Source organism: Variovorax sp. HW608, assembly GCF_900090195.1.
In the GTDB taxonomy this organism is placed as follows: Bacteria; Pseudomonadota; Gammaproteobacteria; order Burkholderiales; family Burkholderiaceae_C; genus Variovorax.
In genome coordinates this window covers 2,026,761-2,047,578 of record NZ_LT607803.1, presented here as the reverse complement: position 1 = coordinate 2,047,578, position 20,818 = coordinate 2,026,761, and the positions used below count along the sequence as shown (strand labels likewise).

At 67.5% G+C, this 20,818-nt stretch carries 21 protein-coding genes; 10 read left to right on the top strand and 11 right to left on the bottom strand.

Annotation, left to right across the window (positions count from 1 at the left end; translation table 11 throughout):
- Nucleotides 1-13 precede the first annotated feature (13 nt).
- Genes VAR608DRAFT_RS09485 through VAR608DRAFT_RS09475 form a run of 3 tightly spaced genes read right to left on the bottom strand, consistent with a single transcriptional unit; the run spans nucleotide 14 to nucleotide 3,518 of the window.
- A complete protein-coding gene (locus VAR608DRAFT_RS09485) occupies nucleotides 14-1,537 on the bottom strand; it encodes a serine/threonine-protein kinase (RefSeq protein ID WP_088953841.1) in 1,524 nt (507 codons plus the stop codon).
- A gap of 16 nt (nucleotides 1,538-1,553) precedes the next feature.
- Nucleotides 1,554-2,426, bottom strand: a complete 873-nt coding sequence (locus VAR608DRAFT_RS09480) for a c-type heme family protein (RefSeq protein WP_088953840.1) — start codon at nucleotides 2,424-2,426, stop codon at nucleotides 1,554-1,556.
- 57 nt (nucleotides 2,427-2,483) lie between these two features.
- Nucleotides 2,484-3,518 (bottom strand): hypothetical protein, encoded by a 1,035-nt coding sequence (locus VAR608DRAFT_RS09475; protein ID WP_088953839.1) that lies wholly within the window; start codon nucleotides 3,516-3,518, stop codon nucleotides 2,484-2,486.
- 217 nt (nucleotides 3,519-3,735) lie between these two features.
- Here VAR608DRAFT_RS09475 and VAR608DRAFT_RS36890 point away from each other — a divergent pair, with 217 nt between their 5' ends.
- Nucleotides 3,736-3,975, top strand: coding sequence for a hypothetical protein (locus VAR608DRAFT_RS36890; protein ID WP_157730764.1), 240 nt, complete (start codon nucleotides 3,736-3,738; stop codon nucleotides 3,973-3,975).
- A 24-nt stretch (nucleotides 3,976-3,999) separates the two neighbouring features.
- On the opposite strand, the gene VAR608DRAFT_RS37590 is transcribed toward VAR608DRAFT_RS36890, so the two are convergent.
- Nucleotides 4,000-4,962 carry an autotransporter outer membrane beta-barrel domain-containing protein gene (locus VAR608DRAFT_RS37590; RefSeq protein ID WP_157730762.1) on the bottom strand — a complete coding sequence of 321 codons (963 nt, stop codon included), beginning with the start codon at nucleotides 4,960-4,962 and terminating at the stop codon, nucleotides 4,000-4,002.
- A gap of 20 nt (nucleotides 4,963-4,982) precedes the next feature.
- Here VAR608DRAFT_RS37590 and VAR608DRAFT_RS37585 point away from each other — a divergent pair, with 20 nt between their 5' ends.
- Nucleotides 4,983-5,522 (top strand): hypothetical protein, encoded by a 540-nt coding sequence (locus VAR608DRAFT_RS37585; protein WP_157730760.1) that lies wholly within the window; start codon nucleotides 4,983-4,985, stop codon nucleotides 5,520-5,522.
- A 330-nt stretch (nucleotides 5,523-5,852) separates the two neighbouring features.
- On the opposite strand, the gene VAR608DRAFT_RS09460 is transcribed toward VAR608DRAFT_RS37585, so the two are convergent.
- The gene (locus tag VAR608DRAFT_RS09460; protein WP_088953836.1) at nucleotides 5,853-6,176 is read right to left on the bottom strand and encodes a DUF190 domain-containing protein; all 324 of its coding nucleotides are present in this window, start codon (nucleotides 6,174-6,176) and stop codon (nucleotides 5,853-5,855) included.
- Nucleotides 6,177-6,211: 35 nt separating this feature from the next.
- Nucleotides 6,212-6,598, bottom strand: a complete 387-nt coding sequence (gene crcB, locus VAR608DRAFT_RS09455; RefSeq protein ID WP_088953835.1) for a fluoride efflux transporter CrcB — start codon at nucleotides 6,596-6,598, stop codon at nucleotides 6,212-6,214.
- A 132-nt stretch (nucleotides 6,599-6,730) separates the two neighbouring features.
- On the opposite strand from crcB, the gene VAR608DRAFT_RS38230 reads away from it, so the two are divergent.
- From VAR608DRAFT_RS38230 to VAR608DRAFT_RS09425, 6 genes are all read left to right on the top strand, one after another.
- On the top strand, nucleotides 6,731-7,879 hold the full coding sequence (locus VAR608DRAFT_RS38230; RefSeq protein WP_088953834.1) for an ABC transporter ATP-binding protein: 1,149 nt from the start codon (nucleotides 6,731-6,733) through the stop codon (nucleotides 7,877-7,879).
- Nucleotides 7,876-8,802, top strand: coding sequence for a carbohydrate ABC transporter permease (locus VAR608DRAFT_RS09445; RefSeq protein ID WP_088953833.1), 927 nt, complete (start codon nucleotides 7,876-7,878; stop codon nucleotides 8,800-8,802). The genes VAR608DRAFT_RS38230 and VAR608DRAFT_RS09445 overlap by 4 nt, the downstream gene beginning before the upstream one ends.
- Nucleotides 8,802-9,626, top strand: coding sequence for a carbohydrate ABC transporter permease (locus VAR608DRAFT_RS09440; protein WP_088953832.1), 825 nt, complete (start codon nucleotides 8,802-8,804; stop codon nucleotides 9,624-9,626). The genes VAR608DRAFT_RS09445 and VAR608DRAFT_RS09440 overlap by 1 nt, the downstream gene beginning before the upstream one ends.
- 80 nt (nucleotides 9,627-9,706) lie before the next feature.
- Nucleotides 9,707-10,990, top strand: a complete 1,284-nt coding sequence (locus tag VAR608DRAFT_RS09435) for an ABC transporter substrate-binding protein (RefSeq protein WP_088953831.1) — start codon at nucleotides 9,707-9,709, stop codon at nucleotides 10,988-10,990.
- A 4-nt stretch (nucleotides 10,991-10,994) separates the two neighbouring features.
- Nucleotides 10,995-11,795, top strand: a complete 801-nt coding sequence (locus VAR608DRAFT_RS09430; protein WP_088953830.1) for a phosphodiesterase — start codon at nucleotides 10,995-10,997, stop codon at nucleotides 11,793-11,795.
- Nucleotides 11,796-11,813: 18 nt separating this feature from the next.
- Entirely contained in the window at nucleotides 11,814-12,668 is an 855-nt protein-coding gene (locus tag VAR608DRAFT_RS09425) for a type IV pili methyl-accepting chemotaxis transducer N-terminal domain-containing protein (RefSeq protein WP_231973385.1), read from the top strand.
- Nucleotides 12,669-12,700: 32 nt separating this feature from the next.
- Here the strand turns inward: VAR608DRAFT_RS09425 and VAR608DRAFT_RS09420 are convergent, their stop codons facing one another.
- The 3 genes from VAR608DRAFT_RS09420 to VAR608DRAFT_RS09410 form a co-directional block, all read right to left on the bottom strand.
- Complete coding sequence (locus VAR608DRAFT_RS09420) at nucleotides 12,701-13,822, bottom strand: ABC transporter substrate-binding protein (protein ID WP_088953828.1); 1,122 nt, start codon at nucleotides 13,820-13,822, stop codon at nucleotides 12,701-12,703.
- 188 nt (nucleotides 13,823-14,010) lie between these two features.
- The gene (locus VAR608DRAFT_RS09415; RefSeq protein WP_088953827.1) at nucleotides 14,011-15,003 is read right to left on the bottom strand and encodes a Bug family tripartite tricarboxylate transporter substrate binding protein; all 993 of its coding nucleotides are present in this window, start codon (nucleotides 15,001-15,003) and stop codon (nucleotides 14,011-14,013) included.
- 11 nt (nucleotides 15,004-15,014) lie between these two features.
- Nucleotides 15,015-15,887 carry a VOC family protein gene (locus VAR608DRAFT_RS09410; protein ID WP_088953826.1) on the bottom strand — a complete coding sequence of 291 codons (873 nt, stop codon included), beginning with the start codon at nucleotides 15,885-15,887 and terminating at the stop codon, nucleotides 15,015-15,017.
- A 96-nt stretch (nucleotides 15,888-15,983) separates the two neighbouring features.
- Here VAR608DRAFT_RS09410 and VAR608DRAFT_RS09405 point away from each other — a divergent pair, with 96 nt between their 5' ends.
- Nucleotides 15,984-16,946 (top strand): LysR family transcriptional regulator, encoded by a 963-nt coding sequence (locus tag VAR608DRAFT_RS09405; protein WP_088953825.1) that lies wholly within the window; start codon nucleotides 15,984-15,986, stop codon nucleotides 16,944-16,946.
- A 117-nt stretch (nucleotides 16,947-17,063) separates the two neighbouring features.
- On the top strand, nucleotides 17,064-17,561 hold the full coding sequence (locus VAR608DRAFT_RS09400; protein WP_088953824.1) for a hypothetical protein: 498 nt from the start codon (nucleotides 17,064-17,066) through the stop codon (nucleotides 17,559-17,561).
- 44 nt (nucleotides 17,562-17,605) lie between these two features.
- Here the strand turns inward: VAR608DRAFT_RS09400 and fabI are convergent, their stop codons facing one another.
- A complete protein-coding gene (gene fabI, locus VAR608DRAFT_RS09395) occupies nucleotides 17,606-18,388 on the bottom strand; it encodes an enoyl-ACP reductase FabI (RefSeq protein WP_088953823.1) in 783 nt (260 codons plus the stop codon).
- On the bottom strand, nucleotides 18,385-20,814 hold the full coding sequence (locus tag VAR608DRAFT_RS09390) for a DUF3141 domain-containing protein (RefSeq protein ID WP_088953822.1): 2,430 nt from the start codon (nucleotides 20,812-20,814) through the stop codon (nucleotides 18,385-18,387). The genes fabI and VAR608DRAFT_RS09390 overlap by 4 nt, the downstream gene beginning before the upstream one ends.
- Between the last annotated feature and the right edge of the window lie 4 nt (nucleotides 20,815-20,818).

The window sequence follows — 20,818 nt, the reverse complement described above, 5'->3', positions numbered from 1 at the left end:
CCCCGTTTCGAAATCAGCCCAAGGCTCGCCACAGGTCGGCCAGCACGCGGCGGGCATCGACAGCGGGCGTGAGCTGTTCCATCACGCTGGCAACGAATTGCTCGCGGGTCTTGGAATTCGCGGCGCAGCGCTTCGCGACGACCCGCGCAATCGGTCCCAGCGAGGAAAGGAGTGCGGCGGCCGCCTTGTCGACATCGCCTTCACGCATCGGCGCGCCGCTCGGCGCTGCGCCGTCGGTTCTCGAGGAATGGAAACCAGCGGGCGCTTGCGTCACCGCGCTCTGGGTTCGCGGCGCGCCGGCCTTGGCCAGGAAGGTCTCGCGCGCATCGATGTCGACGATCGCGCCGGCGACGGCGTGGCGCAGTTCGGCCAGCGAAGACGCCCCACGCGCGGCGCGGCGCACCAGCACGCGCGCCACCGCGCCCACATGCTGGGCCAGTTCGCGTTCGACCTCGGTCAGCAAGGCGGTGTCCCAGCCGGTGGGTGGGGGGATCGAAGGGGGCAGCGAGGGGGGAAGCGAGGGCGGGCTGGTGCCGGGCAGCGACTTCGACGGCGCGAGGGGGGGCCGCGCCGAGTCCGGCACCGTCGGCACGATCGGCGGGTACGTCACCGGGATCTCGGTCGCGCCGCGCGCCTTCGGGACGGTCGGGCTCGCCTCCAGACCTTCGAGCAGCGGCGGCATCAGCATGTGGGCCGGGAGCACCTCCGGCACCGCCTCCGTGGCGAGCGCCAGCAACGCGGTTCGCATCGCCAGCGCGTTCGGGTAGCGCTGCGCCGGATCCTTCGCCAGCGCCCTGTCCAGCACCACATCGAAGGGCTTGAGTGCGGCGTCGTTCGTCACCTCGCTCAGCGGCTTGTGGGGCTCGTAGACGATCTTGTACATGATCGCGTCGTCCGTGCCGACGAATGGCGTCGTCCCGCTCATCATCCGATAGAGCAGCACACCCGCCGAGAAGATATCGACGCGGCGATCGATCTCGCGGTCCGTGTACTGCTCGGGTGCGATGTAGCCCGGCGACCCGACGATCATGTTGGCGCGGGTCAGGTTCGAGGTTTCGGTTCGCGCGATCCCGAAATCGGTGATCTTGAGGCGTCCATCATCGGCAATCAGGAGATTCGCCGGCTTGATGTCCCGGTGCACGATGCCGCGCTCGTGGGCGTAGTGCAGGCCGTCGAGCAGCTGCGTCATCACGCACAGCACCTGCGGCACCTCCAGCTTGCGCGGTGCCTGGACATAGTCGCGCAGGTTTCGTCCGGCAACGTACTCCATGACGATGTAGGCGCAGTCGGCGTCTTCGCCGAACTGGTAGATCTGGACGATGTTGCGGTGGGTCAGTCGCCCCGCCGCCTTGGCTTCCACGCGGAAGCGCGCCGCCACGCCCTGGTCGTCGCTCAATTCGAGCAGGCCGCGGTGGATCGTCTTGATCGCCACCGCACGGTCGATTCCCGGATCGTGCGCCAGGTACACGATGCCCATCGCGCCCGAGCCGATCACGGCGCGGATGGAATACGGTCCGACGTGCGTGGGCATCGACATACGGGTGGCGGACCTCTCAGGTGTCGATCATCTTGATGGCCTGATCGAGGCTGCGGCGCATGCGCGTGAACGATTGCGCCAGGGTCCCGATTTCGTCACGGCTGCGCACCGCGAATTCCGGCACATCGGGTTCGCCCAGGCTGACGCGGTTGGCCACCTTCGACAGCGCAGCCACCGGTCGGATCACGAGCAGGTAAAGCATCACATTGAGCACGATGCCGATGGCCACGAAGATGCCGATGAGCGAAGCCATGAAGACCTTGAACGTCTGTTCGGCGCGCGCCAGCGGCACCGTCATGGGAACCGAGACGACCTGTGCGCCGATCACCTCGTTCATCTGCCAGCCGAAGCCGTTGGCCGGCCCGTACTTGTCGATCACCGTGTGGGGCGCCGCCTCGACCGTGCTGTGGCATGCCAGGCAGGCGCCGTTCGTGATGCGGATGGGCCGCGCGATGTAGAGCGCCCGTCCGGTACCCGACTCCCGCTCGCCGACGAACTCCTTCTGGTCGGCCTGGGTGCGAAAACGATTCACGATGTCGGCTTCCCAGTCGACGGCCCGATCGCGCGGATTGGTCGGGTTCAGGGCCGCCTCCTTGTAGGTGTAGTCGGGAAAGGTCTTGGACAGTGTCGCCAGCACTTCGGTGGCGGAATAGGCGGGTACCGTCTGGGGCAGGAACGTGTACTTCAACTGCGTTTCGAGCAAGGGGCGAATCTGGTCCTGGGTATAGGCGCGTACCGCCATGGCCTTTTCCATGGTCAGGCGCGCATGGTTGAGCACTTCCTGCTTCGCGTTGCTCTGCAACAGGTCATAGGAAATCTTGCCTGCGCCGAGCACACCGGCGACGAAGACAATCAGGAAGATCAGATTGAACTTGAACAGAAGGCGCATGAGATTCTCCAGGCCTGTTGTCAGTAGTCGCTGGGTTGCGGCCCGACGGGAGAAGGTTCACTGAGATGTACCCCGCCCGGCGCTGGTGCCCGAGGCTGCGGGCGCGGCCGCAGGTGCAGGTGCAGGTGCAGTCGAGGCTGCAGCGGCGGCCGCAGCCGCAGCCGCTGCAGCCGCCCGGTTGGCCCGAGCCGCTGCCGCGGCAGCTTCCCGGGCGCGGCGACGCTCGGCTTCCTCGGCCAGGCGGCGCGCATAGCCCTCGGGGTCGGCATAGGGCTCCCATTCGGGGTGCTGGGCCAGATCGGCCTTGGCGCCCGCACGGAAGCTCAGGTCGGCCGCGCGCGACTTCCACAGCGGCAGCAGCGGCAGCCTTAGCGCCGGTTCGGTGCGCAGCCACGCGGCCACGTCGGAGTACGCAATGTCGCCGCGCGCCTTGGGTGCGACGCTGCGCTTGGCGAACTGCTCACCGCGCGCCGGCAGCCGGTCGCGGAACTGGCGCGGCAGCCTGCCGAGGAAGTCGGGCGTGGCGCGCGCGCCGACCGTCGGTGCGCCGCCTTCGCGCCGCTGTGCGAAGTCGCCGGCGGCCAGTTGCGCAGTCGTCTGCGTGCCATCGCGCAGCGTCAGCTTGGCGGTGCCGGTTTCGACAAACAGCTCGTACTGCGCGCCTTTGGTGTAGATGACGGCGGCGGCGGCTTGCGTCGCCACCTCGACGCCGGGGCTGACGTAGCCGAAGGCCCCGCTGGCGGTGGTCTTGAGCCAGCCCTCGAGCAGGTAGAGCGAAGGCGTCGCCAGCCCCTTGCCAACGCGAGGCCGCAGCATCAGCCGCGTCGATTCACCGATACCGACGAGGACGCCCCCGGGGAGCTCGATCTGGGCAAATGCGCCGCGTGCTGTCTCGATGATGTCCTGTTCATTCAGGACCACGCCCTCGGCGAGCGTGTAGCGCATGGTCTGGCGGATCAGCGTGACGTCGCCTTCGACGATGCCGACGACGCTGTTGGATCGCGCCCCCGCCGACGAGGCGTCGGCAGATTGCGCGCAAGCAAACGACGACGCGAACAGGTTCGCGACGCACAGCAGCAGGAACCCGAGCAAGTGTCTTGTGAGCCGCAAAGACGTAACTCCGTGCAAGCCAAATCGACCACTTCCATATTACTCATGTCCCCCACCGCCGTGTCCGGCTTTTTGGCCGAGGAGCGCGGCCTCCCGGTAGGCCGCAAGTTGCATCGGCCGGATGGCCGGTCGCGTTCTGCCAATCAGGCAGAACCCGCGTCGACCTTGCCGCAACTCAGTGCCAGACAAGGAGAGCGACATGGAACACGATCTTCGTCCCGTCAACGTCATCCGCGCTGAACTGGCCCGCGCCAAGGATCAGCTCGCGGGCCTGGGTTGCGATTCCGTGGGCGCCGCTCTCGACTTTGCCCGTCACCGCGTCATGTGCCTGGCCGAGGAGCTCCGCGCCAGCGAGGATGCTGCCCAGGGCCTCGCAGAGACGGTCGCGTTGAAATGGATTCATCGCTATGCCGGCATGCAAGCGGCAAGGGTTTGGTGATCAACGAACGCCCCGCTTTTCGAATCACCAGGACACGCGCACGCCCAGCGAGCCTTGCACCGATGACTTCACCCGCGCGTCGCCGCCGCTGCTGAACAACCTGCCCACTTCGCCGTAGATCATCGTGGCGGCAGTCAGCGCGAGCGAAAAGCCACCCGCGACTTCCGTCGACGTGTAGCCGCTCGCGGTAGAGACACGGTTGGCGCCGCCAGCGAGGCCTGTGAAGGTCACCACGTCTGAACCCGAAGCCGCGCGGTATACGTTGACGCGTGCGTAGGGCTGCAGGCGGCCGGCCGCAGTGAAGAGCTCGCCCTTGATGCGCACGCCGAGGCGGCCGATCCAGCCGCCTTCGGCGTCCTGGTGGACGCGGGCGCTGGAGGTCCAGACGTCGTCGAATCGTGTGCTGAGGTACATCAGCTGCCCCTGCGGCTCGATGCTCCAGGCGCCTGCCAGCGCGAAAGACTTGCCGGCTTCGAGCGATGTCGAGTAGCTGCGCGCCTTGCCTGAGGTCGGCAGATCTGCGTTGGACCGTACGTCATAGCGATGGTCGCCCGCTTGCAGCACGGCATCGGCATACCAGCCGGTCGCGTCCATCCAGGTCGCATAGCCGCCGAGGTAGCCCGACCGCAGATCGTTGCGGCCGACGCTGCCGAAGACGCCACGGGCGTTGCCGCTCACGTCGACGTTCCCGTCCAGCGAACCGACGAAGACCCCGGCATGCCAGTTGTCCGCGGCCAGGAGGTCGCTGCCGGCCTGCAGCCCGCTGACATGGCCGCTGCTGGACGGCCCGACGCCGCCGCTCTGCTGGATATCCAGATCGCTGTAGATGACGCGCGCCCAGGCACCGCGTGCGGGTCCGGTATCACCGACGCGGCGATGCAGGTTGCCGATCATGGCGAGATCAGCCTGGCGCAGCTGCGAAGGAACGGCGGCAAAGAGCAGCGTTTCGTTCTCAGATGCGGGCGGCGGCGGAGGCGGTGCTGCCACGCTGACTGCCGCCTGCACGGTTGTCGCTTCGGCGGCTGCGGGCGTGGCGCTCTTGGCGGGCACTTCTGCGGCGGCTGCGGCTGCTGCAGGTGCTGCTGCAGGTGCTGCTGCCGGTGCCGGTGCTGCTGCAGGTGCTGCTGCCGGTGCCGGTGCAGGTGCCGGTGCCGGCGCCGGTGCGGGTGCCGGTGCAGGTGCCGGTGCCGGCGCCGGTGCGGGTGCCGGTGCGGGCGCCGGTGCGGGTGCCGGTGCGGGTGCGGGTGCGGGTGCGGGCGCCGGTGCCGGTGCCGGTGCCGGTGCGGGTGCGGGTGCGGGTGCGGGTGCGGGTGCGGGTGCGGGTGCGGGTGCGGGCGCAGGTGCGGGTGCCGGTGCCGGTGCCGGTGCCGGTGCGGGCGCAGGTGCGGGTGCGGGTGCGGGTGCGGGTGCCGGTGCAGGTGCAGGTGCAGGTGCAGGCGCAGGCGCAGGCGCAGGCGCAGGCGCCGCGGAGGAATGCTCGCAAAGGGCCTTGCCTACATCCTTGTCGTTTCCGCAATTCGCAGCCGAAGAGGCACCTGCAATGGTGAGGAATGCCAGCGCGACAGAGGTTCTTTTGAAAACGGGATTCACAGACGTCTCCTCTAAAAGTGAATACTTTCGAAGTTAATCCGTCGGTATTACTTTCAAGAGGAAATAACTCACACAATCTGTTACATCGACCCTTTCAAGCCTTGAATTGAATGCTTTGGTAGCAATAAAGTCACGCTGCGCGCTGGCCTCGACTGAAACCCGAGGCATCCGAGCGGACGGAATTGGCCGGCCTGTAACCCGGCATGACGCGATCACCGAGAGCCGGCTGCTGCCGGCAAAGACTCAGCGATTCATCGAGATTCTTCGAGCCTTGGCCCAGGTCGCGGTCAGGGTTCGCCCCCGACCACCCCCATTTCCAACGGGACCTTGATGTAGAAGAGCTTCAGTCTTTCGCCGGCCAGATGGTCCAGGAAGCTCCGGGCCTCGTCGTCGGTGAGTGCGAAGCCGACCTCCACGGACACGTCGCCCGCGAGCTCGAAGAAGTGCTCCTCGTGAAGGCGCCCGTGCCGGCCGTATCCCGCGATCGCGCGAAAGGCCGAGCCGCCGTGGATGCCGACCTTCCTGGCCTCCTCCAGCAGCCATTCGTAGGCCAGGATGCCGTGATGGCGGCGGTTCTCCTGCACGTAGAACTTGAGATAGACGCCTTGCATGGTGACCTCCTGTATCGGGCAATTCGAACTCGGCTTCAGGCCTTGGCGAACAGCGCGTTGCTGAGCAGGATGCCGATCGCCGTCAGCAGCAGCGAGCCGGCAAGGTGCACGCCGGCCGTACTCAGCGCCCATCCGTACTGCTGGCGGCCAATCAGCGTGACGACCTCGACCGAAAACGTGGAGAAGGTCGTCAGTCCGCCCATGAAGCCGGTGATGACGAGCAGCCGCCACTCGGGCGGCAGGCTGGCGTTGTGGGTGAAGAAGGCGCTGGCGACACCAACGAGCAAGCCGCCGATCAGGTTGGCGGCCAGCGTGCCCAGCGGCACGGTCGGAAACACGGGGTTCAGCCAGCCGCCCAGCCACCAGCGCAGCAACGCGCCAAAGCCGGCGCCACCAAAGACGGCAATTACGGAAAAGCTCATGTCGCTCCTTGATCGAGGATGCTCGATTCTCCGCGCCCGCGCAGGCGGCGCGTCAATCGCGGGCAACACCCGTCATCGACCCGTCGCAATGCCGAGCCAATATCCACGGTTTGTTTGCATCGGTCACAAGAAATGAAGGCACAGTCGCTTGACTTGGCAGGCGTCGGCAAGGCATTCCGCGGCGCCGACGTACTGCACGGGATCAACCTGGCGGTGCGCCCAGGCGAATTCCTCTCGCTGGTCGGCATGTCCGGCTGCGGAAAATCCACGCTGCTGCGCATCATCGCCGGGCTGGAACAGCCCGACCGCGGCACGGTGGCCATCGGTGGGCGCGACGTGACCGGCACCGACCCCGCGGACCGCAACCTGGCGATGGTGTTCCAGAGCTACGCGCTGTACCCCCACATGACCGTGCGACAGAACATCGCGGCGCCGCTTCGCATGCGCCGCTTGCCGCTGGCCGCTCGGCTGCCGCTGGTCGGACCGCTGGTATCGGGGCGCCGAGGCACCCTGCGCGAGATCGACGCCGAGGTGCGGCGCGCCGCCGAGACACTGGAGATCGACGCCCTGCTGGACCGCAAGCCGGCACGGCTGTCGGGCGGCCAGCGACAGCGGGTGGCGCTGGCGCGGGCGCTGGTGCGCGCTCCCGCGGCCTTTCTGATGGACGAGCCGCTGTCGAACCTGGACGCGCGCCTTCGCACCCAGATGCGCGAGGAGCTGTCGGCCCTGCACCGCCGCCTGGGCGCGACCTTCGTCTACGTGACGCACGACCAGATCGAGGCCATGACCATGTCCGACCGCATCGCGCTGATGGAGGGTGGGCGCATCCTGCAGGTGGGCACGCCGGCCGAACTGTACGAGCGCCCGGCTTCGCTGGCCGTGGCCAGCTTCATCGGCACGCCCGCGATCAACCTCCTGCCGGCCGAGATCAACGCCGCCGGGCGCGTCCATGCGTTTGGCCGGGCCCTGGACCTGGCGGCCCGCCCGGGACAGCACGGTATGGCCACGCTGGGCCTGCGACCGGAAGACCTGCACGTTGTGCGCGATGGCATCCCCGCGCGCGTCTTGCGCACCGAGATGCACGGCGCCGACCGCTACCTGACGCTGCAGGTCGAAGCCCAGGCAGCCACCACCCTGACGCTGCGCCAGGCCGGCGGCGCCGACGCCGGCATCGACGCCGATGGCCGGACCGCCCTCGGCTTCACGGCCTCGCGTGCCCATCTCTTCGGCGCCAACGGCGCACGCCTGGACCATAGCGCGCAACGACCGGAAGCCGCATGAGCGCCATCGACCTCCCTCTGGCCGTGCCCCGGCCGGCCCGACGCCAGCGCAGCCGCGCAGAAAGCCGGGGCCTGAGGCTGGGCCTGCTGTTCGTCGCCCCCGCCGTGCTGCTGCTGATCGCGACCTACATCCTGCCGCTTCTGGCCCTGCTTGGATTCAGCGCCACCGACTACGAGATGGGCGCCGTGTCCTTCCGCTTCGTCGGCCTGGGCAACTTCGTGCACGCCTTCGGCGACCCGGTGTTCCTGCGCGCCCTGGCCAACACCGCGCTCTACGCTGCGCTGGTGATTCCGCTGGGTGTCGTCCTCGCGCTGGGCACCGCGTTGCTGGTGCACGGCTGCACCAGGAGCCGCGGCTTCTGGGAAGTCGCGTACTTCCTCCCGGTCACGGCCACGCTGGTCGCCATGGCGACGGTCTGGCAGTTCGTGCTCCACCCCGCGCTCGGCCCGGTGAACGCCGTGATCCGCGCCCTGGGCTTCGAGCCGGTTGCGTTTCTCACCAACCCCAAGCTCGTGATCCCGACGCTGGCCCTGATCGGCGTGTGGCAGGTGCTGGGCTTCAACATGGTGCTGTTCCTGGCCGGCCTCACCGGCATCCCGAAAGACCTTTACGAGGCCGCGCGCCTGGACGGCGCGAAACACCCCGTCGACCGCTTCCTCACCGTCACCTGGCCGATGCTCGGGCCGACGACGATGTTCGTCGTCGTCACGACCTCGATCTCCGCCTTCAAGGTCTTCGAGACCGTGGCCGTGCTGACCAAGGGCAAGTCGGGGTCGGAGACGCTGCTGTACGCGATCTACCTCGAAGCCTTCGACTACGGCAAGACCGGCTATGGTGCGGCGCTGACGCTGCTGTTCCTGGTCATCGTGCTCGCGCTGTCGATCGGGCAGACGCTGCATCTCGACCGCAAGGTGCACTACTGATGGCCGGCCCGTCCAAACGCGTCGCGACGCTCCTGCTGCTCGCCGCGGGCGCCGTCTGCATGCTGCTGCCGTTCTACTGGATGGCGCTCACCTCGATCCGGGCACCGGCCGAGATCTTCAGCGTTTCGCTGTGGCCCGTGCCCGAGCACTTCGCGTTCGCGCAGAACTTCGGCAAGGCGGCCACGCAGGTGCCGATGGGGCGCTTCATGCTCAACGGCGTGATCATCTGCCTGGGCATCCTGATCGTGCAGGTGGCCACTGCCGTGCCTGCCGCGTATGCACTGGCCAAGCTGCGCTTCCCGGGGCGGGGCCTCTTGCTGGCGCTGGTGGTGGCGGCACTGTGCGTACCGATCCAGGCGCTCGCGCTGCCCTTGTACGTGGGGTTGGCGCAGGCCCGGCTGCTGAACACCTACTTCGCGCAGATGCTGCCCTTCTTCCTCTCGGTGTTCGCGATCTTCCTGTTCCGCCAGTCCTTCCGAAGCTACCCCGACGAGATCATCGAAGCGGCGCGGCTGGACGGCTTCACCGAGATGGAGATCTGCTGGGGCCTGGTGCTGCGCGGGTCGCTGCCGGCGCTCGCGTCCTTTGCGGTGTTCTCCCTCGTCGCGCACTGGAACGACCTGTACTGGCCGCTGATCGTGGTCTCGGACGAAAGGCTGGCGCCGCCGCCACTGGGCATGCTGCTTTTCGCGGATGCCGAGGCCGGCGCCGACTACGGCGCGCTGATGGCGGGCGCCGCCATCGTCACCGCCCCGATCGTTCTCTGCTTCCTGCTGGCGCGCCGCCAGTTCATCGCCGGCATCACCATGACCGGCGTCAAGTAGCCCTCCCATTCCCAATTCGCCAATTCGCCAATTCGCCGATTCGCCGGTTCCCAGATCCCAGTTCCCAAGAGGAGATTTCCATGCAGTTTCTCAAGCGCGTCGCCGCGAGCGCGTTCGCCCTCGGCCTGTCCCTGCCCGGCCTGGCCGCAGCAGAGGACGTGACGCTGAACGTGCTCTACAACAATCCGGGCTTCACCAAGTACCACCAGCCGTTGGCCGAGGAGTTCCAGAAGCGCAACCCCGGCATCAAGCTCAACTTCCAGGCCCCGGCGGTGGACTACAACGCCGGCCACCAGCAGGTTCTGCGTGCCGCCGTGTCCGGCAATCCGCCCGACGTGTACTTCGCGGGCTACAACCTGCTTGGCGAACTGGCCCAGACGCTCGCCAAGCGCCACCAGATCACCGACCTCGGACCGTTCATCGCCGCCGAGGGCGGCAAGGAGTTCATGAACAGAAATTTCGCGCCGCCGCTGGCGGCGCTGGGCGTGGTCGACGGCGTGCAGTACGGCCTGCCGGTCAACGCCTCCTCGCCCATCATGTACATCAACGCCGACCTGGTGCGCAAGGCGGGCGGCGATCCCGACAAGATGCCCGACACCTGGGCCGGCCTGGTCGACCTGGCGGCCAAGATCAAGGCGCTGGACCCGAAGCTCGCCGGCATGGCCTACGACGTCGGCACCTGGGCCGACGACTGGCTGTGGCAGGCCATGATCTACCAGCAAGGCGGCGAGCTGGTCGACCCGAAGACCGGCAAGGTGGCGTTCGACAACCAGATCGGTCTCAATGCGCTGAAGCTCGCGCGCTCCTTCGTGACCAAGGGTGGCCAGGCGCAGATCGAGTGGCAGCAGTCGCAGCAGCAGTTCGGCGCCGGCCTCACGGGCTTCATGTTCTCGACGCCGGCCCAGGTCCAGAACGTCGAAAACCTGGTGGCCAACAAGTTCCAGCTCAAGACGACGACCTTCCCGCTCGACAACAAGGCCAAGGGCGGCGTGCCCACCGGCGGCAACGCGGTGGTGATCCTGACGCAGGACAAGGCCAAGCAGGCCGCGGCATGGAAATACGCCAAGTGGGTGACCGGTCCGGAGGCGCAGAACATCATCGTGCGCATCACCGGCTACCTGCCAACCAACATCCGCGCCACCGGCGACGAGTACCTCGCGCCCTACTACGCCGAGCACCCGAACGTGGCCACTGCGGCGCGCCAGGCCGACAAGTCGCGTCCGTGGGGCGGCTACCCGGGCGGTGATTCGGTGCGCATCTGGCGTACCCAGCGCGACCTGATCGCCGGCGTGATGCGCGGCGATCTCAGTCCCGAGGACGGGCTGAAGAAGATCGTCGCCGAGACCAACGCGCTGATGAAGTGAAGCGATGAAGATCATCCAGTTCACCGATACCCATCTGGTCCGGCCTGGCGAGCTGCTCTACACGCTCGACCCGGCCGACCAACTGCGCCGTGCGGTGGCCGACGTGGCACGGCGCCATGCGGATGCCGACCTGGTGGTCATCACGGGCGATCTCTGCAACGACGGCGACCCCAGGGCCTACGCGCTGCTGCGCGAGGTGCTGGCGCCGCTGTCCTGCCCGGTGCGTCTCTTGCTGGGCAACCACGATGAGCGCAGAGCCTTCCGCGAAGTTTTCCCCGACCAGCCGGTCGACGACGCCGGCTTCGTCCAGTCCTGGATCGACACGCCGCAGGGCCGCCTGTTGTTCCTCGATACCAACCACCCCGGCCACATCGGCGGCCGCTACTGCGAGGCGCGCCGCGCCTGGCTGGAAGGCGCACTCGCCGGCGCTGGCCAGGCGCCGGTGACGGTCTTCCTGCACCACCCGCCCTTTTCCTCGGGCCTGGCCCACTTTCGCCACATCGGCCTGCACGACGCCGAAGCCGTGACGTCCCGGCTGCGGGCCCACCCGGGCGGGGTGCGCCATATCGTGTTCGGCCACGTCCACGTACCGATGGCAGGCACCAGCGCCGAAGGCTTCGCCTACAGCTCGGGCCAGGGCAGTTCGCACCGCTTCATCGCCGAGCCGGACGAGCCCGCGCCGTGGTGGACCGGCGGCAACCCCTGCTACCGCGTGCTGATGCTCGATGAAACGGGCTTCCGTGGCTACAACGTCGAGGCCGGCGAGCCCGCGCTGGTGCGCGCCAACGAGTGCGCCGGGCCGTGACGTCAGCGCAAGGCTGTGATGGCACGCGGCTTGCATGGGAATGGGACCTGGCAACCGTCGCGCCATTTACAGAGGAGCCCGATGAATCGACGAACCGCAATCGGATGGATCGGCAGCCTTTCGCTGCTGACCGTAAGCAACAACTTTGCGCAGGTCGTCGATCTGAACGATGCGATCAACAAGGCGGGGCGTCAGCGCATGCTGTCGCAACGCGTCGCCAAGGCCTACCTGGCGGCCGGCCAAGGTGTGGTCACCCAGCGAGCGGGCGAAGTCTTGACGACCTCGATGGCGCTGTTCGAACGCCAGCTCGTCGAGCTCAAGGCATTTTCCCCCACGCCCGACGTCAAGGCGACGTACAGCGAACTCGAGACGCACTGGAACGACCTCAGGGCCATGCTCGTCGGCCAGGCGCCGGTGCGCGAGAACGCACCGGCGGTGATCGATCTCGATGGCAAGGTGCTGGCGTTGGCGAACAAGGGCACATCGCAGCTCGAGCAGGTGTCCGGCAAGCCTCTGGGCCGGCTCGTCAACATCGCGGGGCGTCAACGGATGTTGTCGCAGCGGGTGGCGAAGTTCTATCTTGCGATGGCCTGGAAGGTCCCTCTGCCCACCGCCCAGGCCGAGCTGGACAAGGCGCGCGCGGAGTTCGTCTCTGCGCTCGACGTGCTTGCCAATGCGCCCGAGGCGACGACGGCCATCAAGCAGGAGATCGAGCTGGCGCGCGCTCAGTGGGTGTTCTATTCGGCGGCGCTTGCGCAACAGGGAGCCGACGCCCCGACACCGGAGCGAAGCGCGAACATCTTCGCGTCCAGCGAAAACATACTGGCCGTCATGGACAAGGTGACCGGCATGTACAGCAGATTGACGACCTGAGCTGCGAGGGCCCGCGGGCCCAGCGGGGCGCCCTACTGCTGGATCTTGCCCTCGCTGCTGATGATCGACAGCTCGACATATTTCGAGCCGGCCCTCGCACCGGGCCTGAACCCGACGGCATAACCTCCGAGGTCGTAGTCGTTCATGGCGTTCAGCGTGCTCGCCATCGCTTCGCGCGTGGGTGTGCGCCCCTGCCGCCGCGCGGCCTCGATGATCACGCGGCCCGCGATGTAACCCTCCATCATCACGTAGCTGACCGGCACGTCGAGCTTGTGCGCCTTGGCGGCCTCTGTGAACTCCCGGGTGAGGCGGCTGGTGTTCTTGTAGGGGTTGGGCGTGACCTGCGAGATGACGACGCCCTTCATCTGCTCCTCGCCCAGGCGCTGCGACAGCTGCTCGACGTCTGCGCCGGAGTACGCGAACAGTTGCGCCGCGCCGCCTTCCGAGCGGTAGCGCTCGATGAAGGCCGCCGTGATGCCGCCGTTGGCCACCATGATGATGGCCTGCGGCGGGGTCTTGAGGAAGGCCGACACCAGGGTCCCGGTGCTCCTGCTGTCCGGCGCATAGGAGGCGCGAACGACGAAGGCGACCTTGGCCCGACCGGCCGCCTCGTCGGCCGCCGCGACCACTGCGTCGGCCCCGGCCTCATGGAGCAGGCCAAGGCGGGTGATGCCCATGGTCGCCAAGTGCTGGGTGAGCTTGGCCAGTTCGTCGCGGACGTCGGCCCTGACGTTGAACAGCAGGGGATGCGCGGGCGGAACCCCGGTCGTGCGATAGCCAACGAGCGCCAGGCGCTGCTGGTCCAGAATGCCGGAGGCCAGGAGCGCCGCCACATTGCGGCTGCCGAAGTAGCCGGCCAGCACGAGCGGGCGCTGCTCGGCGACCAGCTTGCGCGTCTCTTCGACGGTGGACGCGGGCTCGTTGTGATCATCGACGCGCACGAGCGTGAAGGTATTGCCGTTCACGCCGCCTTGCTTGTTGACGCTGTCGAAAGCGAGCCGCAGGCCGGCCGCGTAGCTCAGCCCCTGCTTGGCTTCCAGCCCCGTGAGCGGCGCCACCTGCCCGACCACGATGTCGGCAGCCAAGGCGCTGGCCACCATGGCGCTTGCGGTGGCGGCCCCCAGAATCCAGCGGGACAAGGCGCGTGCGTTCATCAGTTTCTCCGAATGACTACCAGGCATGCGTCCCCTACTCGCCGATCCCGACATAGCCGTTTCACCTCGAAAGTGGACCTCGCGCAAGCGGACCGACACAACTGTATCCATATGTAAATTCACTGTAAAGGTACTTTCAGGCGGATGAGTCCGCCCGCGGGACTCGCGGTCCGGAGCCGATGCCAACTTCAGTCAAGCCTCAGATGCGCCTCGCGCACGATCTCGCCCCACGAGTCGGTCTCCTGCCGGATCAGCTGCGCGAACTCGTCGGGGCCGAGCTTCGGCGCTTCGTAGCCGAGGGTCCGGTACCGCTCCACCGTCTCCGGTGCCGCAAGGCTGTCGGCGATGTCCGCAGCCAGTCGGTCACGGGTGGCCGGCGACAGCCCAGGGGGCCCGAACACCCCGGTCCAGCCGCTGACCTCGTAGCCGCGCAGGCTGTCGCTCTCGGCGGTAGCCGGAACATCGGGATACTGCGGATCGCGGGTCGCCGCCGCAAGCGCGATGAATCGAAGCTTGCCGGCCCGCTCGAGCCCGCCCGCGCTGGCGATGCTGCCCAGCGCCCAATCGACTTCCTGGCTCGCGACCGCGGCGTACAACTGCCCGAAGTCGCGAAATGGCACGTGGACCATATGGATGTCCTTCATGGCTTGCAGACGCAAGGCACCGATATGCCCTGGGCTGCCGTTGAACCACGAACCGTAGGTGATGCGACCGGGCTGCTCGCGGGCGGCTGCGACGATGGCATCCAGCGTGTTGAAGCGACTTCTTGCACTGACCACGATGAAGAACGATGTGCGCAGCAGCATGGAGAGCGGCACGAAATCACGCTGCACGTCGTAGGGCAGGTGTGTGAACGTGTGCGGATGGGTCGTCACGTGCGTGTTGTCGAGCTGGATGAGATCGCGTCCGTCCGTCGCTCCCTGCTTGAAGGCCGCCACCGCAATGAAGCCGTTGCCGCCGGGCCTGTTCTCGATGACCACCGGGCGAGCCCAGCGCTTTTCGAGTTGCTCGGAGACGAAGCGCAGCGCGGCATCTGGACCACTGCCGGGCGGGAACGGGGTGAAGATGCGCACCGGCCCGGGCGCCCAGGGCGCCTCTGCATGGGCACGCGAGAGCAGCGCCGGCACGAAGGTCCCTGCCAGGCTTGCGCACTTGAGGATGAAGTCGCGTCTGTTGTCCATGTCGATCTCCTTCAGGTGAGCGACGCTCTGAACTGCTCGATCTCCGGCGTGGCGCCCCAGGCGCAGAACGACTCGGGGGCGAGCGGAAACTGCCGTGGCCGGTACGTCGCCTCCTCGTTGGCGGGAATGGTTCGCACGCCGGTCGAGTATTCGTACACCATCCCATCGGGGCCGGCGAAATAGAGAAAGACCGCCCCCGAAGTCGGGTGGCGCCCCGGTCCGAAAACGATCCGCACCCCAGCCTTGCGCAGGCGATACCAGGCGCGCATCAGGTCGTCGATGCTGCCGACCTGGTGGTTGATGTGTTGAATCCCGCCGTGCCCAGCGGGAAAGAGCGCGATCCGGTGGTGAACCTCGTCGATGCGCAGCAGTGCCGCCTCTCCGATCCGGTCGCTGACGCGCGCCCCGAGCACTTCGACCCAGAAGCGCTCGTCGCGCGGTGCATCGGTCGAGCACAAGCCGACGTGGCTGAAGCCGGTAATGCAGGGGTCCAACTGGGGCGGACGCGTGCCGCGGCTGGACGCGGGCCCCGCGATCAGGTCGATCCTGTTGCCGCTCGGATCGCAAAAGGCAACGAAGGCCTCGACGCGTCGCTCTGCGCATTCGGATGCGCTGCCCCAGTGTGCGGCGATGTCGAGGCCGTCGAGCACGCCTGCAGCGGCATCGAGTTCGTCAATGCTGCCGACTTCGAAGCCGACGGTCTGCTCCGAAGGATCCGCCGCGAAGACCACCAGCGTGTGGTCCCGCTCGTCGCTGCCGTAGTAACGCAAGTCGCCCTCCACCCCGACGGGCGACAAGCCGAGCATCTGCCGCAGGAAGCGATCCGAGCTCTCCAGCTCCCGCGTGCCGAGTCGGACGTAGCGGATGGCGCTCAGCTCGATCATTCATCACCTCGCGCATTTGGTCTGGGGCCCAGGCGATCTGGATCGATATTAGGTATTGGGGCTATATTTTTGAAATGTGAATCACGAGTTCGTGTCATGCGCGAATCGGATATCAGAAGCCCGCACGCGCGAGCGCTCGTCTCGCGGCTCGATCTGGCGCTGCTCGAGCTGTTCGACTCGGTCTACAGGCTGCGCAACCTGACGCAGGCCGGGGCGCAGCTCGGGCTGACACAACCGGCGGTCAGCCGCGGGCTGGCGCGCCTGCGGAGCGCCTACGGCGACGTGCTGTTCGTGCGTCACCAGCGAGGCGTGCTGCCGACGCCCTTCGCAGACCACCTGGCGAAGCCGCTGGCCGATGCGTTGACCATCGTGCGCGGCACCGTGGAACGACCGCGCTTCGATGCGTCCACAGATCGCCGGTGCTTCCGCATCGCGATGAGCGACATCGGCGAGCGCTTCTTTCTGCCGCGCCTTGTCCGGCACCTGGCGAGGGCGGCGCCGCAGGTCACGATCGATGCGGTGTCGCAGGCGCTGCCGCAACTGAAGACCGGCCTCGAGAGTGGCGACATCGACCTGGTCGCGGGTTATCTGCCGGGCTTGGGCAAGCAGGTGCGCCAGCAGAGGCTGTTCCGGGAGCATTTCGTCTATGTCGCTCGCGCGGCCCACCCCTTGATCGAGGGCTCGCTGCAGCGCGAGCAGTTGCGCAGTCTGCCGCATGTGCTCGCCAGCCCTCCGGGGACCCCTCACGCCGCTGCGGTCGAAAGGGTGCTCACCAGTCCACGCGTACGCGCGACCATCGCGCTGCGGGTGCGCAGCTTCCTGTGCATCGCACCCATCGTGGCGGAGACCGATCTCGTCGCCGCGATGCCGAGCAACCTGGCGGCACTGGTGGCGATCCCGCTGGGCCTTCAACGGATCGATTCGCCGGTGCCGATACCCGGATTCGACGTGTCGATCGGATGGCACGATCGCTACCATCACGATCCGGCGATCGAATGGCTTCGTGGGCAATTCAACGACGTGTTCCGCCGGCGCGATGGCGCAGCAAGCCAGCCCTGACCATCGGATCCAAAGTCCCTCATTCGGATCATTCACAACCCGAACGAGAGCGGCTATCGTTGACAGGCATGCCGCGGCGCATGAGCCGCCCAATGAGCCCCCTGACGGAGGGAATGCATGACCAGTCCCCTGACCGATCGCGCAACATTCGCTGGTGTGCTCGCGCAGCTCGTGCGAAACCGCTGTGCTTCGGGCGCCGATCGAACGTCACGCACGGGCCTGCAGGCCACTGTCCCGGTCAACGAGCGTCCCGCGGTGCGCCGCGGCATCGAGGGCCTGATCGATTCGGGTGTGCTGGCGGTGCACGGCGAAGACATCGGCTTCACGGCCGACGGCTGGCAGTTCCTGACCCACGTCCACAAGGTGCAGGGCCAGAAGGCGGCGGTCGAGCGCCATCACGAGGACCCTGCCGCCTTGCAGCGAATACTCGACAAGATCGAGCAGGACGATCGCTTCCAGCCCTACCGCGACCTCGAGGAGGTGCGCACCCTGCCGGCGCGGCTCGAGAACTACCGGTCGCTTCGCCGCGACTCGCGCATGCCGATGGGCTGGCTGGTCGTGACGACCGTGCTCGTGATCGCCGCGGCGCTCGTGGCGTACTTCTTCAAGCGCTGAGCGCCGGGCTCATCGGGCCACCCTCGGAACGGCCGGGCGGGGGCTCAGGCCATGATGTGCACGCCGCCGTCCACGTAGATGGTTTCGCCGCTGATGCGGCGAGCGTACGGCGTCGCGAGGTAGGCGGAGGCGAAGCCGACGTCCATGATGTCGACCAGTTCGCCAACCGGCGCCTTCTGCGCCGCCTCGGTGAGCAGCAGGTCGAAGTCCTTCAGCCCCGAAGCCGCGCGCGTCTTCAGCGGCCCCGGCGACATCGCGTGCACGCGGATGCCCTTGCCGCCCAGCTCGTAGGCGAGATAGCGGCACGAGGCCTCGAGCGCCGCCTTCACCGGTCCCATGACGTTGTAGTTCGGCACCACGCGATTGGCGCCGTAGTAGCTCATCGCGATCATCGTGCCGCCGCCCTGCATCAGCGGCGCGGCAAGCCTGGCCATGCGGATGAAGGAGTGGCATGAGACATCCATCGCCTTCGCGAAGCCATCCGCCGAGCAGGACAGCAGGCCGCCCTGCAGGTCGTCCTTGGGCGCCCAGGCGATCGAATGCACGAGGATGTCCAGCTTGCCCCAGGTGCGCTCGACCTGCGAGAACACGGCTTCGAGCTGTCCGGGCACGCTCACGTCCAGCGGCATCAGGATCGACGCATCGAGTTGCTTCGCGAGCGGCTCGACGTAGCCTCGCGCCTTCTCGTTGAGATAGGTGAGCGCGAGGTCCGCACCGAGTTCGTGAAACGCGCTCGCGCATCCATAGGCGATCGAATGCTCGTTGGCGACGCCGACCACCAGGGCCTTGGCGTCCTTGAGGACGGGGTGGGACGGGTCGTGCTTCATTTGCGCGCTCCTCGTGCGGCCTTGGCCGCGGCTCGGGCCTGTGGCGGCGTCTTCGTGGTCTTCGCGGACCTGGCGGCGCTCGTCGATGTCTGCGTACGCGTTCTCTTGCGCGCGGCGGCTGCGAGCATCGGCTGTTGCCGCGTGGCGCGAGACGGCAGTGCTTCGCGGATGCGCTCGTAGGCCGCCTCCTGCGCCGGTGTCGCGCGGATCGCGGACACGCGCGGGTCGGCCAGCAGCCGGTCGAGCAGGGTCACGAAGCGTTCACGGTCGTCCGCCGACTTCAGCAGCTTGGGAAGCGTTGCCAGCGCCTGCTCCGGCTCATAGCGGCAGATGAGCTCCTGCCGGCCGCGGATGGCGTGCCACTGCTGCGCGGTCAGCGGCGGCAGCAGGTCCGCGTATTCGCGTGCGAGCTGGCTCTTGAGCTCGACGCGCGCAAGCGGCAGCGGCTCGCCCCTGCGCGCGAGCAGGCAGGCGGCCCGCGCCAGCGCATCGGCGTAGCCGCCCTGCCCGATCGCGGCGAGCGCCTCGCGCACCACCGCTTGCTCGCGCGGCGGGATCGTCTCGCCGGTGACCTTCGCGGCGCGCTTGTGCATGCTGGGATGCAGCGCCGGGAACAGGATGCCGAAGGTCTGGAAGAACATCGCCTCGCTCGCGGCGTCGCGGATGTCGCGGTAATAGTCGAGCGACGCACTGATCCATGCCGAGGCCACGCGCTCGGCCTGCTTGAACGCCGAGGCCTCGGGGGCAGGCTGGCGCGCCGCGCGCACCACCTCGGCCATCGGCGCAACCCAGGCGAACCAGGGATTGCGGTCCGACGGGACGGACTGCTCCAGCCGCATCGGATTCAGCCGCCGGCCGATCTCGGCCGTGGTCTCGTTGGACATGGCCTGCACGAGCGGCTGCGCGAACAGCTCGTAGGCCTTCTGGTTGAACTCGGACATCTCCGCCACCGCCTCGAACGGTTCCTCGTCCTTGCGCTCGAAGCGGTTGAAGCGTGCCGCTATCTCCTCGAGCTCGCGCTCGACGAAGCTCACGCTGTACTGGATCTTGCCGCCGTCGTTCACCTCGTCGATCTGCATGCCGTAGAGGCCCGGCGGCAGTGCCTCGATGGATTCCAGCACCTCGACGATCTGCGCATGCTCCTTGGTCGCGACCTTGCCCGAGACGAAGATGCCCAGGTGCCCGATGTTCTTGTGCAGCAGGCCGATGATGACCTGCCCGCGCGCCTTGATCTCGTCGGTGGAGCCGTAGACGTCGGCCACCCAGTTGAAGGCCTGCTCGGGCGGCGTGATGTTGTCGCCCATCGATGCGAACAGGACGATCGGCGAGCGGATCTCGCGCAGGTCGAAGGACTTGCCGTTGCTGCCCATCGTGCCCGACCAGAGCTTGTTGCCGACGAACAGGTTCTGGACGATCCAGTCGATCTCCTCGCGGTTCATCAGGTAGAAGCCGCCCCACCAGCGCTCGAACTCCAGGAAGCGCGGCGGCTCGGTGTCGATCCTGGCGTAGAGGTTGTAGTACTTGTCCCAGAGCGCGTTGGCCGGGTTCAGGTTCGCGAAGTTCGACACGAGGTGGGCGCCGTCGAAGACGCCGTTGCCCAGGTCCGCGCTCATCGACGCGAGCCAGCTGCCGCCGAGCAGGCCGCCCGAGTAGCGCATCGGGTTCTCGGCCTCGCCCTCGTTGAACGCGCCGCCCCAGTAGGACATCGGCGCGCCGTTGATGACGATCGGGCCGGTGTCGTCGGGGTCCGACGAGGCCAGCATCATCGCGGCCCAGCCGCCCTGGCAGTTGCCCACGATCGCGGGCTTGAGGCTCGCCGGATGCAGCTCGCGCACCTTGCGAACGAAGATCTGCTCCGCGGTGCACACGTCGGGCAAGGTCTGCCCCGGCTGCGGATCGGGAAAGAAGATCACGAAGTACACCGGATGCCCCGCGCGCAGCGCCACGCCCACCTGCGAGTCGTCCTTGAAGCCGCCGATGCCCGGCCCGTGACCGGCGCGCGGATCGATGATGACGTAGGGCCGCTTCTTCGGGTCCACCGTCACGCCCTTGGGCGGCACGATGCGCACCAGCGCGTAGTTGACCGGCCGCGTGAAGCCACGCGCGTCGAGCACCATCTCGCATTCGAAATGCAGGAGCGGCGGACGGCCTGCCGCTTCGTGCTCGTGGTAGTTGTTGCCGCGCTGGCGCAGCGTGTCGAGAAAGAGCACCGAGCGCTGCGACGAGTCGATCACGTAGCGGGCCCAGTCGTTCCAGAACGCCCAGGTCGGCAACTGCGCGCTCTTCGCACCGGCCGGCCACGCGAGACCGGCTTGTTCCACGCGATCCTTGAAGCGCTTCTGCGCCACCTGCGTGCGGTGCTGGTACAGCCGGGCGAGCCTGGCGGCACGCTCCGCGGACTGGGTCAGTCCCTGTTGGACGGGCATGTCG

Bases quoted from the DNA above. Each gene is read 5' to 3' on its own strand.
- VAR608DRAFT_RS36890 (WP_157730764.1), top strand. From the start codon at position 3,736: ATGGAACACGATCTTCGTCCCGTCAACGTCATCCGCGCTGAACTGGCC.
- VAR608DRAFT_RS09445 (WP_088953833.1), top strand. From the start codon at position 7,876: ATGAGCGCCATCGACCTCCCTCTGGCCGTGCCCCGGCCGGCCCGACGC.
- fabI (WP_088953823.1), bottom strand. From the start codon at position 18,388: ATGAAGCACGACCCGTCCCACCCCGTCCTCAAGGACGCCAAGGCCCTG.
- VAR608DRAFT_RS09410 (WP_088953826.1), bottom strand. From the start codon at position 15,887: ATGATCGAGCTGAGCGCCATCCGCTACGTCCGACTCGGCACGCGGGAG.
- VAR608DRAFT_RS38230 (WP_088953834.1), top strand. From the start codon at position 6,731: ATGAAGGCACAGTCGCTTGACTTGGCAGGCGTCGGCAAGGCATTCCGC.
- VAR608DRAFT_RS09400 (WP_088953824.1), top strand. From the start codon at position 17,064: ATGACCAGTCCCCTGACCGATCGCGCAACATTCGCTGGTGTGCTCGCG.
- VAR608DRAFT_RS09440 (WP_088953832.1), top strand. From the start codon at position 8,802: ATGGCCGGCCCGTCCAAACGCGTCGCGACGCTCCTGCTGCTCGCCGCG.
- VAR608DRAFT_RS09405 (WP_088953825.1), top strand. From the start codon at position 15,984: ATGCGCGAATCGGATATCAGAAGCCCGCACGCGCGAGCGCTCGTCTCG.
- VAR608DRAFT_RS09430 (WP_088953830.1), top strand. From the start codon at position 10,995: ATGAAGATCATCCAGTTCACCGATACCCATCTGGTCCGGCCTGGCGAG.
- VAR608DRAFT_RS09480 (WP_088953840.1), bottom strand. From the start codon at position 2,426: ATGCGCCTTCTGTTCAAGTTCAATCTGATCTTCCTGATTGTCTTCGTC.
- VAR608DRAFT_RS09415 (WP_088953827.1), bottom strand. From the start codon at position 15,003: ATGGACAACAGACGCGACTTCATCCTCAAGTGCGCAAGCCTGGCAGGG.
- crcB (WP_088953835.1), bottom strand. From the start codon at position 6,598: ATGAGCTTTTCCGTAATTGCCGTCTTTGGTGGCGCCGGCTTTGGCGCG.
- VAR608DRAFT_RS09420 (WP_088953828.1), bottom strand. From the start codon at position 13,822: ATGAACGCACGCGCCTTGTCCCGCTGGATTCTGGGGGCCGCCACCGCA.
- VAR608DRAFT_RS09460 (WP_088953836.1), bottom strand. From the start codon at position 6,176: ATGCAAGGCGTCTATCTCAAGTTCTACGTGCAGGAGAACCGCCGCCAT.
- VAR608DRAFT_RS09435 (WP_088953831.1), top strand. From the start codon at position 9,707: ATGCAGTTTCTCAAGCGCGTCGCCGCGAGCGCGTTCGCCCTCGGCCTG.
- VAR608DRAFT_RS09425 (WP_231973385.1), top strand. From the start codon at position 11,814: ATGGCACGCGGCTTGCATGGGAATGGGACCTGGCAACCGTCGCGCCAT.
- VAR608DRAFT_RS09390 (WP_088953822.1), bottom strand. From the start codon at position 20,814: ATGCCCGTCCAACAGGGACTGACCCAGTCCGCGGAGCGTGCCGCCAGG.
- VAR608DRAFT_RS09485 (WP_088953841.1), bottom strand. From the start codon at position 1,537: ATGTCGATGCCCACGCACGTCGGACCGTATTCCATCCGCGCCGTGATC.